Below are 13,925 nucleotides of genomic sequence, written 5' to 3' on the forward strand. Positions count from 1 at the left end.
AGTGGGGACGGCCGGGGCATGCGCCGCGGCCGCCGGCTCGCGATCGACGTCGGGGACGCGCGGATCGGAGTCGCCTCGTGCGACCCCGACGGAATCCTCGCGACCCCGGTCGAGACCGTGCCGGGACGGGACGTGCCCGCAGCCCAGCGCCGGCTGAGGCAACTGGTCGAGGAGTACGAGCCGATCGAGGTCGTCGTCGGACTGCCCCGCTCCCTCAAGGGGGGCGAGGGCCCGGCCGCCGTGAAGGTCCGTGGCTTCGCCCAGGACCTCGCCCGGTCGATCGCGCCGGTCGCGGTCAGACTCCTCGACGAGAGAATGACCACGGTGACGGCCGGCCAGGGACTGCGCGCCTCGGGTGTGAAGTCGAAGAAGGGCAGGTCGGTCATCGATCAGGCGGCCGCTGTGATCATCCTTCAACAGGCCTTGGAATCCGAACGGGTGTCAGGTAATCCACCTGGCGAGGGCGTCGAAGTGGTCATCTGATCGCGATACGGTAACGTTCCGCGCGATGTGGTGGTGTTCGAACAGCCACCGCACAGCAAATGAGGCGAACGGGAGCCTAGCCACAGCGCCAGCCGCCATCGCCTCGCGGCTCTAGGGGATCGATGACTGAGTATGGCCGGGGCCCAGGCTCCGAACCGTGGCATCCGGAGGACCCGTTGTACGGGGACGGCGGATGGGGAGGACAGGCCGCCGACGGCCAGTCCCCCTACGGCGGCCAGCCGCAGCACCATCCGCAGCAGCCGGGACAGCAGCAGGCGCAGTACGGCGGCTGGAGCGACGGTCAGCAGGGCGGCTACGGCCGGCAGCAGTTCGATGCCGCGGGGCCGCAGCAGCCGCAGCAGCAGTACCCCGACCAGGGACAGCAGTACCCCGACCAGGGACAGCAGCAGTACCCCGGCCAGGGACAGCAGCAGTACGGCGACCAGGGGCAGCAGCAGTACGCGGGGCAGTACACCGGCCACGACCAGCAGCAGTACGTCGACCCGGGACAGCAGCAGTTCCACGGCCAGGACCAGCGGCAGTACCACGACGGCGGCTGGAACGACGGGACCCAGCACCAGGTCGCGTACGCCGCCGACCCGACCGACCCGTACGCGAACCAGGCCGCCGCCTACGGTGGTGAGCAGCCCGACTTCTACAACACCCCCGACGCGTACCCGCCGCCGGAGCCGCCCGCCCGCCGCCGCGCCGAGCCCGAGCCGGCCCCTACCGACTGGGATCCGGGCCCGGACCAGGGCGAGCACGCCTTCTTCGCGGGGGGCGACGACGATGACGACGACTCCGTCGACGACGATCCGAAAGCCGGCCGCGGCGACCGGAAGGGCCGGGGCGGCAAGGGCGGCACGACCAAGAAGCGCCGCAGCGGCTGCGCCTGCCTGGTGGTGGTGCTCGTCTTCGGCGGCGGTGTCGGAAGTGTCGGTTACTTCGGGTATCAGTTCTACCAAAAACGTTTCGGCCCGGCTCCGGACTACGTGGGCGGCGGCACCGGCGAGGTGACCGTCAACATTCCGAAGGGCTCGGGCGGTTTCGCGATCGGGCAGGCGCTCAAGGAGGCCGGCGTCATCAAGAGCGTCGACGCCTTCGTGTCCGCGCAGCAGACCAACCCCGACGGGACGAAGATCCAGGCCGGGGCCTATCTGCTGAAGAAAGAGATGTCGGCCGCCAGTGCCGTCAAGCTCATGCTCGACCCCAAGAGCCAGAACAACGTGGTCGTTGTTCCTGGCGAACGCAACATCCTCGTCTACAAGAAGATCGACGAGAAGCTCGCACTTCCCGACGGCACCACCGCCAAGCTCGCCAAGAAGGAATACAAGAGCCTCGGACTTCCCAGCTGGGCGAACAACAACAAGAACATCAAGGAACCGCTGGAAGGATTCCTCTACCCGGCGACCTATCCCGCCGCCAAGGGGATGAAGCCGGAATTCGTCCTGAAGCAGATGGTCACCCAGGCCGTGGAGAACTACAGGAAGCTGAACGTCGAGGCGAAGGCCAAGGAATTCGGCCTCTCCGACCCGCTGCAACTCGTCACGGTCGCCAGCATGGTCCAGGCCGAGGGCAAGACCCACGACGACTTCCGCAAGATGGCCGAGGTGATCTACAACCGCCTCAAGTCCACGAACACGCAGACCAACCAGTTCCTCCAGTTCGACTCGACCTTCAATTACCTGAAGGGTCAGAGCAACATCCACATCAGCGAGTCCGAGATCAACAACAACAAGGACCCGTACAACACGTACACGAACAGGGGCCTGCCTCCCGGTCCGATCGGCAACCCCGGTGACGACGCCTTCAAGGCCGCGCTGAACCCGACCGACGACGGCTGGATCTACTTCGTGGCGACCGACGGCCAGAACAACACCGAATTCGCCAAGACCTACGCCGAATTCCAGAGGCTCAAGGACAAGTTCAATGAGAGTTCGGGCCGCTGAAGCCCGGCGGGCGGCCGTCCTCGGTTCGCCGATCGCCCACTCCCTCTCGCCGGTGCTGCACCGCGCCGCGTACCGGGAACTGGGACTCGACGACTGGACCTACGACCGTTTCGAGGTCGACGAGGAGGCGCTGCCGGGCTTCCTGGAGGAGCTCGGCGCCGAGTGGGCGGGGCTCTCGCTGACCATGCCGCTCAAACGGGCCGTCATCCCGCTCCTGGACGGGATCAGTGCGACGGCGGCCTCCGTCGAGGCCGTCAACACCGTCGTCCTCACCGACGACGGACGCCGCGTCGGCGACAACACGGACATCCCCGGGATGGTCGCCGCCCTGCGCGAGCACGGCATCGAGCAGGTGGAGTCCGCAGCCGTCCTGGGCGCCGGGGCCACCGCCTCGTCCGCTCTGGCCGCCCTGGCACGTGTGTGTACCGGCGAGGTCGTCGCGTACGTCCGCAGCGCCGAGCGCGCCGCCGAGATGCGGCAGTGGGGCGAACGGCTCGACGTCACGGTCCGCACCGCGGACTGGGCGGACGCCGAGCAGGCCCTGCGCGCCCCGCTGGTGATCGCCACGACCCCGGCGGGCACCACGGACGCGCTGGCCGCCGCGGTCCCGGAGCGGCCCGCGACCCTCTTCGACGTGCTCTACGACCCGTGGCCCACCGGACTCGCCGCCCGCTGGTCGGCGTACGGCGGCGCCGTCGTCGGCGGCCTCGACCTGCTCGTGCACCAGGCCGTGCTCCAGGTCGAACAAATGACCGGACGCTCCCCGGCCCCGCTGGCCGCCATGCGGAAGGCGGGCGAACACGCGCTCGCCCGCCGCTGAGCACCCTCCGGCCGGACCGCCCGGGCACCCTTGGACCGGTGCGTCCTGACACCCTCCGGCCGGACCGGACACGTCCGCCTGATGGACCTGAGGCCGGACGGGAGGCCCGGCCATGGGAGGATCGGGGATGGCGGGCCAGGGCCGCGCACCCGGTCGCGCCGTCGCCGTACGCGAGGACGCGTGTACGCAGCAGCAGTACCAGGGCGCGAGCATGAGGAGCACCGTTGAGCAGGTTGCGCTGGCTGACCGCGGGGGAGTCCCACGGTCCCGCACTCGTCGCGACGCTGGAGGGTCTTCCCGCCGGCGTTCCGATCACCACGGACATGGTGGCGGACCACCTCGCCCGGCGGCGCCTGGGCTATGGACGCGGTGCCCGGATGAAGTTCGAGCGTGACGAGGTCACCTTCCTCGGCGGAGTCCGGCACGGGCTCACCCTCGGCTCGCCGGTGGCCGTCATGGTCGGCAACACCGAGTGGCCCAAGTGGGAGCAGGTCATGGCGGCCGACCCGGTCGATCCGGCGATCCTCGCCGAGCTGGCCCGCAACGCCCCGCTGACCCGGCCCCGGCCCGGCCACGCCGACCTCGCGGGCATGCAGAAGTACGGCTTCGACGAGGCCCGCCCGATCCTGGAGCGCGCCTCCGCCCGCGAGACCGCCGCCCGCGTGGCCCTCGGCGCCGTGGCCCGCTCCTACCTGAAGGAGACGGCCGGGATCGAGATCGTCTCGCACGTCGTGGAGCTCGCCGCGGCGAAGGCGCCGTACGGCGTCTACCCCACGCCCTCGGACGTCGAGAGGCTCGACGCCGACCCGGTGCGCTGCCTCGACGGCGACGCGTCGGAGGCGATGGTCGCGGAGATCGACCAGGCCCACAAGGACGGTGACACGCTCGGCGGCGTCGTCGAGGTGCTCGCGTACGGCGTTCCCGTGGGCCTCGGCTCGCACGTCCACTGGGACCGGCGGCTCGACGCCCGGCTCGCCGCCGCGCTCATGGGCATCCAGGCCATCAAGGGCGTCGAGGTCGGAGACGGCTTCGAACTGGCCCGGGTGCCCGGGTCCAAGGCCCACGACGAGATCGTCCACAGCGAGGACGGCATCCGCCGCACCACCGGCCGCTCCGGCGGCACCGAGGGCGGTCTGACCACCGGCGAGCTGCTGCGCGTCCGCGCCGCGATGAAGCCGATCGCGACCGTGCCGCGCGCGCTGGCCACGATCGACGTGGCCACCGGCGAGGCGGCCAAGGCCCACCACCAGCGCTCCGACGTGTGCGCGGTCCCGGCCGCCGGCATCGTCGCCGAGGCCATGGTCGCCCTGGTCCTCGCGGACGCGGTCGCGGAGAAGTTCGGCGGCGACAGCGTTCCCGAGACGCGGCGCAACGTCGAGTCGTACCTCGAGAACCTGGTCGTACGGTGACCGCGGGACCGCTGGTCGTGCTGGTCGGCCCGATGGGCGTCGGCAAGTCCACGGTGGGCGCCCTGGTCGCCGAGCGGCTCGGCTGCGCCTACCGGGACACGGACGACGACATCGTGGCCGAACAGGGCCGCACCATCGCCGACATCTTCGTCGACGACGGAGAACCGGTCTTCCGCGCCCTCGAGAGGGACGCGGTCGGCCGGGCGCTGGCCGGGCACGACGGCGTACTGGCGCTCGGCGGCGGCTCGATCCTCGACGAGGACACCCGCGCGCTGCTCACCGCGCACCGGGTCGTCTACCTCTCGATGGAGGTCGAGGAGGCGGTCCAGCGCACCGGCCTGAACGCCGCCCGGCCGCTGCTCGCCGTCAACCCGCGCCGGCAGTGGCGCGAGCTGATGGAGGCGCGCCGCCACCTGTACACCGAAGTCGCCAGCGCGGTCGTGCCCACCGACGGCCGCACCCCCGAAGAGGTCGCCCAAGCCGTCCTCGACGCACTGGAGTTGAAGGAAGCATGAGCGAGGCAGTGACGCGTATCCAGGTCGGCGGCACCGCGGGCACCGACCCCTACGAGGTCCTGGTCGGCCGTCAGCTCCTCGGCGAGCTCGGCGGGCTGATCGGCGAGCGGGCCAAGCGCGTCGCGGTCGTCCACCCCGAGGCGCTCGCCGAGACCGGCGAGGCGCTGCGGGCCGATCTGGCCGGGCAGGGCTTCGAGGCCGTCGCCATCCAGGTGCCGAACGCGGAGGAGGCCAAGACCGCCGAGGTCGCCGCCTACTGCTGGAAGGCGCTGGGCCAGTCCGGCTTCACCCGTACCGACGTGATCGTCGGCGTGGGCGGCGGCGCCACCACGGACCTGGCCGGTTTCGTGGCGGCGACCTGGCTGCGCGGAGTGCGCTGGATCGCCGTCCCCACCACCGTGCTCGGCATGGTGGACGCGGCGGTCGGCGGCAAGACCGGTATCAACACCGCCGAGGGAAAGAACCTCGTCGGCGCCTTCCACCCGCCCGCGGGCGTGCTCTGCGACCTGGCCGCGCTCGACTCGCTGCCGGTCAACGACTTCGTCTCCGGCCTCGCCGAGATCATCAAGGCCGGCTTCATCGCCGACCCGGCGATCCTGGAGCTCATCGAATCCGACCCGGAGGCGGCCCGCACACCCGCGGGGCCGCACACCGCCGAGCTGATCGAGCGCTCCATCAAGGTCAAGGCCGAGGTCGTCTCCGGCGACCTCAGGGAGTCGGGGCTGCGCGAGATCCTCAACTACGGGCACACCCTCGCGCACGCCATCGAGAAGAACGAGCGCTACAAGTGGCGGCACGGCGCCGCCGTCGCCGTCGGCATGCACTTCGCCGCCGAACTCGGCCGGCTCGCGGGCCGGCTGGACGACGCGACCGCCGACCGGCACCGCACCATCCTCGAATCCGTGGGTCTCCCGCTGAGCTACCGCCACGACCAGTGGCCCAAGCTCCTGGAGAACATGAAGGTCGACAAGAAGTCGCGCGGCGACCTGCTGCGCTTCATCGTCCTCGACGGGCTGGCCAAGCCGACCGTCCTGGAGGGTCCCGACCCGGCCGTGCTCCTCGCCGCCTACGGCGAAGTGGGGGAGTAACGCCCAACGGGCCCTCACTTGGGCGGATTTGCTCCCGGCTCAGGGGCACTTCTCACCTTCCCCGGCCGTTCACACAACGGCGGCCGGGGAAGGTACCGTTCGGTAGGGGCGCCTCCCGCGCCCTCTAGGGTGGGGGAGAGCGGTTCGGGACCGAGGCCCCGCCCGCCAGCGCCCATCGCCTGTACGAGACGGAGTGGCACCGGATGCAGCACGCAGTGGGGGCTCCGCTGCCGCCGCCCCACCAGCCGGGGCACGGACCGGGCGCCGGCTGGCCGCCGGCCGCGCAGCACCCGGGGCACCCGGGCGGACACCCCGGCCCCGCACCCGTTCCCGGCTTCGCCGGCCCGCCGCCGGGACCTCCGGCGCCGCCGTCGCACCTGCCGCATCCCGCGCCCCCGCAGCACGCCCCCGTGCCGCCCGCGCCCGACACCACGGGGCATGTGCAACTGCCCCCGGGCGGCCCGGTCGGCATGCCGAGCGCGCCCCCCGCCACGGGCGCCCCCGATCCCACGGCGACCACGCTCGCCGTGCTGCTCATCGGCCCCGCGGGCGCTGGCAAGACCAGCGTCGCCAAGTACTGGGCGGACCACCGCCGCGTCCCGACGGCCCACATCAGCCTCGACGACGTCCGCGAGTGGGTGCGTTCCGGGTTCGCCGACCCCCAGTCCGGGTGGAACGACCACTCGGAGGCGCAGTACCGCCTGGCCCGCCGCACCTGCGGCTTCGCCGCGCGCAACTTCCTGGCGAACGGCATCTCCTGCATCCTCGACGACGCCGTCTTCCCGGACCGCCCGGTCGTCGGCCTCGGCGGCTGGAAGCGGCACGTCGGGCCGGGGCTGCTGCCCGTCGTCCTGCTGCCGGGCCTGGAGATAGTCCTGGAGCGCAACGCGGAGCGCTCCGGAAACCGCCGCCTCACCGACGAGGAAGTCGCCCGCATCCACGGACGCATGGCCGGCTGGTACGGCTCGGGGCTGCCCATCATCGACAACTCGCAGCTCGACGTGCCGGCCACGGCCCGGGTCCTGGACGACGTACTCGCCCGCTCGATCGCCAGCCCCCCGCAGTGGTAGTCCGGCTCTGACGGCACGGCATGACACGGCGTCCACGGCACGGCGTCCGGGGTGACCTCACGGTCGCGTGCGGGCCGAGTCGACGTCGGTGCGGTGCGGTGCGGTGCGGTGCGACGCCGTGCGGTGCGGTGCCGTGCCGTGTCATGCCGTACGCGTCCGCGTGTGCCGCGCGGACATCCGCCGACGCCGGCCGGACACACGCCGGCATCGGTACCTTCACGGATGCCGAAGCACGCCGGCCCGCGCGCGAAGCCCCGCCGGAGCACGGCGCCGTCCGGGCGCGCGTCGGCATCTCCGTGGTGACTCCGGCGTCGGCCGGGCGCGCGTCACGACACCCGGCGGTACCTTCCGGCAGCCACGGCAGCCACGGCAGCCCCGGCAACCCGGGCCTCCTCGCGGCCCCGTGCCCCCACGCGCCCGTCCGGCCCCGCTGAACCGGCGGTATCCGTTCGGCGCTCGTAGGCTCGATCCATGTCAGAGGTGTACGCGGCTCGACGCGAGCGGCTGAGGGAGCGCTGTACGGCGGGCGGCAGCGCGACCGCGCTCGTCACGCGCCCCGCCAACGTGAGGTATCTCGCGGGGGCGGCCCCGCGTGGTGCCGTCCTCCTGCTGGGCAGGGGAGAGGACCTGCTGCTGTGCGCAGGTCCGCCGGCCGAGGAGGCGGGCGCGGGACGTCCGGACGAGGCGCTACGGGTACAGGCGCTCTCGGGTCCGGGCGGGGACCCTGCCGTCGCCGCGGCCGATGTCGCCACCGCCCAGGGAGCCGATTCGCTGGCCGTGGAGGAACACCACCTGACCGTGACCCGGCACCGGGCCATCGGGTCGGTGGCGCCGCGTCTGCGCCTGAGCGACCTGGGCGCCGCGGTCGAACAGCTCCGCGTGATCAAGGACGAGGAGGAGATCTCCTGTCTGCGGATCGGCGCCGAGATCGCCGACCAGGCGCTCGGGGAACTCCTCGAATCCATCCTCGTCGGCCGGACGGAGCGCCATCTGGCCCTCGAACTGGAGCGCCGACTGGTCGACCACGGCGCCGACGGACCGGCCTTCGCGACCTCGGTGGGTACCGGGCCGAACTCCGGGAGATGCGGGCACCGGCCCACGGACCGGCGGGTCGAGGAGGGCGATTTCCTGTCCGTCTGTCTCGGCGCTACCTATCGCGGCTACCGCTGCGAGGTCGGCCGGACCTTCGTGATCGGCACCTCGCCCGCGGACTGGCAGATCGCCCTCTACGACCTCGTCTTCGCCGCCCAGCGGGCCGGACGCGAGGCGCTGGTGCCCGGCGTCGCCTACCGTGACGTGGACCGCGCGGCCCGCCAGGTGCTCGATTCCGCGGGGTACGCGGAGGCCCTTCCCTCACTGACGGGGCACGGTGTCGGGCTCGAAATCGACGAGGACCCGCAGCTGGCCCCCGCGGCCATGGGTAAACTGGACGCTTGCGTGCCGGTCACCGTCGAACCGGGGGTCCACCTCCCGGGCCGGGGCGGTGTCAGGATCGATGACACGCTCGTCGTACGCCCCGAGGCGGACGGCGGACCCGAGCTACTCACCATCACGACCAAGGAACTGCTCGCGCTCTAGCCCCGGCTGTGCGCGTGTCCCGGGGTCGTCCACGTCAGTCCAGGAGATTCCGCAACCGTGGCTTCCACGAACGACCTCAAGAACGGCCTGGTGCTCAAGCTCGACGGAGGCCAGCTCTGGTCCGTCGTCGAGTTCCAGCACGTCAAGCCCGGCAAGGGCCCGGCCTTCGTGCGCACCAAGCTGAAGAACGTGCTCTCCGGCAAGGTCGTCGACAAGACGTTCAACGCCGGCGTCAAGGTCGAGACGGCCACGATCGACAAGCGCGACATGCAGTTCTCGTACATGGACGGCGAGTACTTCGTCTTCATGGACATGGACACGTACGACCAGCTCATGGTCGACCGCAAGTCCGTCGGTGACGCCGCCAACTTCCTGATCGAGGGCTTCACGGCCACCGTGGCGCAGCACGAGGGCGAGGTGCTCTTCGTCGAGCTGCCGGCCGCCGTCGAGCTCGTCATCCAGGAGACCGAGCCGGGTGTCCAGGGCGACCGCTCCACCGGTGGCACCAAGCCCGCCACCCTGGAGACCGGCCACCAGATCCAGGTCCCGCTCTTCATCACCACCGGTGAGAAGATCAAGGTCGACACCCGCACGAGCGACTACCTCGGCCGGGTGAACAGCTAACCGTGGCTGCCCGCAACACGGCCCGCAAGCGCGCCTTCCAGATCCTCTTCGAGGGCGACCAGCGCGGAGTGGACGTCCTGACGGTCCTCGCGGACTGGATCCGGCACTCCCGGAACGACACCCGGCAGCCTCCGGTCAGCGAGTACACGATGGAGCTGGTCGAGGGCTACGCCACCAAGGCGAGGCGGATCGACGAGCTCATCGCGACCTACGCCGTCGACTGGACGCTGGACAGGATGCCGGTCGTCGACCGCAACATCCTGCGCCTCGGCGCCTACGAGCTGATCTGGGTCGACGCGACCCCCGACGCGGTGGTGCTGGACGAGGCGGTGCAGCTGGCCAAGGAGTTCTCCACGGACGAGTCGCCCTCGTTCGTCAACGGCCTGCTGGGCCGGCTCAAGGACCTGAAGCCGTCGCTCCGCCGCGACGACACCTGACCCTCGCCCGGTCGAGGCTCGTCCGCACGGCCTGGAAACAGGTGGGAAAACGCCGGAGGGCCCGCAGCGCGTTCGCTGCGGGCCCTCCGGCGTTCCTGTGCCCACGCGGGCCCCGAGGCCCGCAGAACGCCGCCGGGGTGGCCGGAACCAAGAGGTCCCGGCCACCCCGGCGGCACGTTTCTGCTGAGCTGTGCGAAGGGGTCTCAGACCTCTTCGTGGGCGACGGCGCGGCGCGCGTCCGCGTCCAGCACACCCCAGCTGATCAGCTGCTCGGTGAGGACCGAGGGCGACTGGTCGTAGATGACGGCGAGGGTGCGCAGGTCGTCCTGGCGGATCGAGAGCACCTTGCCGTTGTAGTCACCGCGCTGCGACTGGATCGTCGCGGCGTAGCGCTGGAGGGGTCCCGCCTTCTCGGCCGGCACATGGGCCAGGCGCTCCAGGTCGAGGACGAGCTTCGGCGGCGGCTCGGCGGCTCCACCCGGAGTGGTGCCGGGCAGCAGCTCCTGCACGGGGACCCCGTAGAAATCGGCCAGTTCGGCAAGACGCTGCACGGTCACGGCGCGGTCGCCTCGCTCGTAGGAACCGACCACGACCGCCTTCCAGCGTCCCTGGGACTTCTCCTCGACTCCGTGGAGGGAAAGGCCCTGCTGGGTGCGGATGGCCCGGAGCTTGGCCCCGAGCTGTTTGGCGTATTCGCTGGACATATAGCTCCCCGGACGCTGTATCAACGTGCGGCTCGGCCGCGCGGCTGGTGACTCTGGTGACTCACTGTGAGGTTACGCAGCGTTACTCTCCCCCGTCAAGCCGAATGGTCCGCACCGACCGCTCCACGGGGGTCACCCGGGGTGGCTCGAAGGGGGGTGATCAGGCGCGTTGCCGGGCTGGTAGCGTGGATGGCGCAAATCCGACGTCCTTTAATGATCCGTCCCGTGAGGCGGAGAAGGAGGTCCGTTTCCTATGGACTCTGAGCATGACAAGCAGCAGTACGCGGCCGGTGCGCGGCCCGTCCTCGAAGGCCCCGACATCGCGCGGGTGCTGACCCGCATCGCCCACGAGATCGTCGAGCGCGCCAAGGGCGCCGACGACGTGGTGCTCCTCGGCATTCCGACCCGGGGCGTCTTCCTGGCCCGCAGGCTGGCCGACAAGCTCGCGGAGATCACCGGCCGCAAGATCCCGGTGGGCTCGCTCGACATCACCATGTACCGCGACGACCTGCGCATGCATCCGCCGCGAGCGCTGGCCCGTACCGAGATCCCCGGCGACGGCATCGACGGCCGGCTCGTCGTCCTCGTGGACGACGTGCTCTTCTCGGGGCGCACGATCCGCGCCGCGCTGGACGCGCTGAACGACATCGGCCGCCCGCGCGCCGTGCAGCTCGCGGTCCTCGTCGACCGCGGCCACCGCGAACTGCCCATCCGCGCCGACTACGTCGGCAAGAACCTCCCCACGTCGCTGCGGGAGACGGTCAAGGTCCAGCTCGCCGAGGAGGACGGTCGCGACACCGTGCTGCTCGGTGCGAAGCGGATCTCCCCGGACGCACAGCAGTAGCACTCCGGGCGTCCGTCACCGCGGTACGCCCTCCGAGTGCGCCTGCGCGCCCGCACGCCCGCCGCGGCGCTTCCGGGGCACACCCCCGCGCGTCCGCCTCCCGAACTGAACTGCCTTACGGAGCCTGACAGATGCAGCGTCATCTCATCTCGGCCGCCGACCTCACCCGCGACGACGCCGTCCTGATCCTCGACACCGCCGAGGAGATGGCCCGGGTCGCCGACCGGCCGATCAAGAAGCTGCCGACCCTGCGCGGCCGCACCGTCGTCAACCTCTTCTTCGAGGACTCGACCCGCACCCGGATCTCCTTCGAGGCCGCCGAGAAGCGGCTCTCCGCGGACGTCATCAACTTCACCGCCAAGGGATCGAGCGTCTCCAAGGGCGAGTCCCTCAAGGACACCGCCCAGACCCTCGAAGCCATGGGCGTCGACGCCGTCGTCATCCGGCACGGCGCCTCCGGAGCCCCCTACCGGCTCGCCACCTCCGGCTGGATCGACGCCGCCGTCATCAACGCGGGCGACGGCACCCACCAGCACCCCACGCAGGCCCTGCTGGACGCCTTCACCATGCGCCGCCGGCTGGTCGGCCGCGACGCCGGGATCGGCCAGGACCTGGCCGGCAAGCGCATCACGATCGTCGGCGACGTCCTGCACAGCCGCGTCGCCCGCTCCAACGTCGACCTGCTGCACACCCTCGGCGCCGAGGTCACGCTCGTCGCCCCGCCGACCCTGGTGCCGGTCGGCGTCGGGACCTGGCCCTGCGAGGTCTCCTACGACCTCGACAGCACCCTCGCCAAGTCCGACGCGGTGATGATGCTGCGCGTCCAGCGCGAGCGGATGAACGCCGCGTTCTTCCCGACCGAGCGCGAGTACTCGCGGCGCTACGGCCTCGACGGCGAGCGCATGGCGAAGATGCCCGAGCACGCCATCGTGATGCACCCCGGCCCGATGGTCCGCGGCATGGAGATCACCGCCGAGGTGGCCGACTCCGACCGCTGCACCGTCGTGGAGCAGGTCGCCAACGGCGTCTCCATCCGCATGGCCGTCCTGTACCTGCTGCTGGGCGGCAACGAGCCCGCCGTCACCCACACCCGCACCGAGGAGAAGTAAGAAGAATGAGCAAGATCCTGATCCGTGGTGCGAAGGTGCTCGGCGGCGAACCGCAGGACGTCCTGATCGACGGCGGCCTCGTCGCCGAGATCGGCACCGGGTTGTCCGCCGAGGGCGCCGAGGTCGTCGAGGCGGACGGCAAGGTGCTCCTGCCGGGCCTCGTCGACCTGCACACCCATCTGCGCGAGCCCGGCCGTGAGGACTCCGAGACCGTCCTGACCGGCACCCGGGCCGCGGCGAGCGGCGGCTACACCGCCGTGTTCGCGATGGCCAACACCTTCCCCGTCGCCGACACCGCCGGTGTCGTCGAGCAGGTCTACCGGCTCGGCCGGGAACACGGCTACTGCGACGTGCAGCCCATCGGCGCCGTCACGGTCGGTCTTGAGGGCAGGAAGCTCGCCGAGCTGGGCGCGATGCACGAGTCCGCCGCCGGCGTCACGGTCTTCTCGGACGACGGCAAGTGCGTGGACGACGCGGTGATCATGCGCCGGGCGCTGGAGTACGTGAAGGCCTTCGGCGGCGTCGTCGCCCAGCACGCGCAGGAACCCCGCCTCACCGAGGGCGCCCAGATGAACGAGGGCGTCGTCTCCGCCGAACTGGGTCTCGGCGGCTGGCCCGCGGTGGCCGAGGAATCGATCATCGCCCGGGACGTCCTGCTCGCCGAGCACGTCGGCTCACGCGTCCACATCTGCCACCTGTCGACCGCCGGCAGCGTCGAGATCGTGCGCTGGGCCAAGTCCCGCGGCATCGACGTGACCGCCGAGGTCACCCCGCACCACCTCCTCCTCACCGACGAGCTGGTGCGCACGTACGACCCGGTCTACAAGGTCAACCCGCCGCTGCGGACCGAGCGGGACGTGATGGCCCTGCGCGAGGCGCTCGCCGACGGCACGATCGACATCGTCGCCACCGACCACGCGCCGCACCCGCACGAGGACAAGGACTGCGAGTGGGCCGCCGCCGCCATGGGCATGGTGGGCCTGGAGACCGCGCTGTCCGTCGTCCAGCAGACGATGGTCGAGACCGGCCTGCTCGACTGGACCGGCGTCGCCGACCGGATGTCCGCCGCACCCGCGCGCATCGGGCGGGCCGACGGGCACGGCCGTCCCGTCTCGGTGGGCGAGCCCGCCAACCTCACGCTCGTCGACACCGCATACCGTGGGTCCGTGGACCCCGCGGGCTTCGCCTCGCGCAGCCGCAACACCCCCTACGCGGGCCGTGAGCTGCCGGGCAGGGTCACCCACACCTGGCTGCGGGGCAAGGCCACCCTCGTCGACGGGAAGCTCGCGTGACAT

14 protein-coding genes are annotated in these 13,925 nt (G+C 71.3%); 13 read left to right on the top strand and 1 reads right to left on the bottom strand.

Annotated elements, in window-relative coordinates; translation table 11 throughout:
* The first annotated feature begins 18 nt into the window (after positions 1–18).
* From ruvX to nusB, 10 genes are all read left to right on the top strand, one after another.
* A complete protein-coding gene (gene ruvX, locus GFH48_RS32590; protein ID WP_153293220.1) occupies positions 19–483 on the top strand; it encodes a Holliday junction resolvase RuvX in 465 nt (154 codons plus the stop codon).
* 122 nt (positions 484–605) lie between these two features.
* A complete protein-coding gene (gene mltG, locus GFH48_RS32595) occupies positions 606–2,432 on the top strand; it encodes an endolytic transglycosylase MltG (protein ID WP_153291668.1) in 1,827 nt (608 codons plus the stop codon).
* Complete coding sequence (locus tag GFH48_RS32600; RefSeq protein WP_153291669.1) at positions 2,413–3,252, top strand: shikimate dehydrogenase; 840 nt, start codon at positions 2,413–2,415, stop codon at positions 3,250–3,252. The genes mltG and GFH48_RS32600 overlap by 20 nt, the downstream gene beginning before the upstream one ends.
* Before the next feature lie 224 nt (positions 3,253–3,476).
* Positions 3,477–4,661: a chorismate synthase gene (gene aroC / locus GFH48_RS32605; protein WP_153291670.1), complete on the top strand. Its 1,185-nt coding sequence runs from the start codon at positions 3,477–3,479 to the stop codon at positions 4,659–4,661.
* Entirely contained in the window at positions 4,658–5,176 is a 519-nt protein-coding gene (locus tag GFH48_RS32610; protein WP_153291671.1) for a shikimate kinase, read from the top strand. Before aroC ends, GFH48_RS32610 begins: the two co-directional genes overlap by 4 nt.
* Positions 5,173–6,264 (top strand): 3-dehydroquinate synthase, encoded by a 1,092-nt coding sequence (gene aroB, locus GFH48_RS32615; protein ID WP_153291672.1) that lies wholly within the window; start codon positions 5,173–5,175, stop codon positions 6,262–6,264. Before GFH48_RS32610 ends, aroB begins: the two co-directional genes overlap by 4 nt.
* A gap of 203 nt (positions 6,265–6,467) precedes the next feature.
* Entirely contained in the window at positions 6,468–7,334 is an 867-nt protein-coding gene (locus GFH48_RS32620; protein WP_153291673.1) for a Pro-rich N-terminal domain-containing protein, read from the top strand.
* A gap of 471 nt (positions 7,335–7,805) precedes the next feature.
* Complete coding sequence (locus GFH48_RS32625) at positions 7,806–8,912, top strand: aminopeptidase P family protein (RefSeq protein WP_153291674.1); 1,107 nt, start codon at positions 7,806–7,808, stop codon at positions 8,910–8,912.
* 57 nt (positions 8,913–8,969) lie between these two features.
* Complete coding sequence (efp, locus tag GFH48_RS32630) at positions 8,970–9,536, top strand: elongation factor P (protein ID WP_010988257.1); 567 nt, start codon at positions 8,970–8,972, stop codon at positions 9,534–9,536.
* A 2-nt stretch (positions 9,537–9,538) separates the two neighbouring features.
* A complete protein-coding gene (gene nusB, locus GFH48_RS32635; RefSeq protein WP_153291675.1) occupies positions 9,539–9,973 on the top strand; it encodes a transcription antitermination factor NusB in 435 nt (144 codons plus the stop codon).
* A gap of 203 nt (positions 9,974–10,176) precedes the next feature.
* On the opposite strand, the gene bldD is transcribed toward nusB, so the two are convergent.
* On the bottom strand, positions 10,177–10,677 hold the full coding sequence (bldD, locus tag GFH48_RS32640) for a transcriptional regulator BldD (protein WP_148007825.1): 501 nt from the start codon (positions 10,675–10,677) through the stop codon (positions 10,177–10,179).
* A gap of 253 nt (positions 10,678–10,930) precedes the next feature.
* Here bldD and pyrR point away from each other — a divergent pair, with 253 nt between their 5' ends.
* The 3 genes from pyrR to GFH48_RS32655 all read left to right on the top strand — a co-directional run bounded on the left by pyrR (position 10,931) and on the right by GFH48_RS32655 (position 13,922).
* Positions 10,931–11,521, top strand: a complete 591-nt coding sequence (gene pyrR / locus GFH48_RS32645; RefSeq protein ID WP_153291676.1) for a bifunctional pyr operon transcriptional regulator/uracil phosphoribosyltransferase PyrR — start codon at positions 10,931–10,933, stop codon at positions 11,519–11,521.
* A gap of 131 nt (positions 11,522–11,652) precedes the next feature.
* Positions 11,653–12,630, top strand: coding sequence for an aspartate carbamoyltransferase catalytic subunit (locus tag GFH48_RS32650; protein WP_153291677.1), 978 nt, complete (start codon positions 11,653–11,655; stop codon positions 12,628–12,630).
* Between the two features lie 5 nt (positions 12,631–12,635).
* Positions 12,636–13,922 (top strand): dihydroorotase, encoded by a 1,287-nt coding sequence (locus tag GFH48_RS32655; RefSeq protein ID WP_153291678.1) that lies wholly within the window; start codon positions 12,636–12,638, stop codon positions 13,920–13,922.
* Positions 13,923–13,925 lie beyond the last annotated feature (3 nt).

It is taken from the genome of Streptomyces fagopyri (assembly GCF_009498275.1).
Lineage (GTDB): Bacteria > Actinomycetota > Actinomycetes > Streptomycetales > Streptomycetaceae > Streptomyces > Streptomyces fagopyri.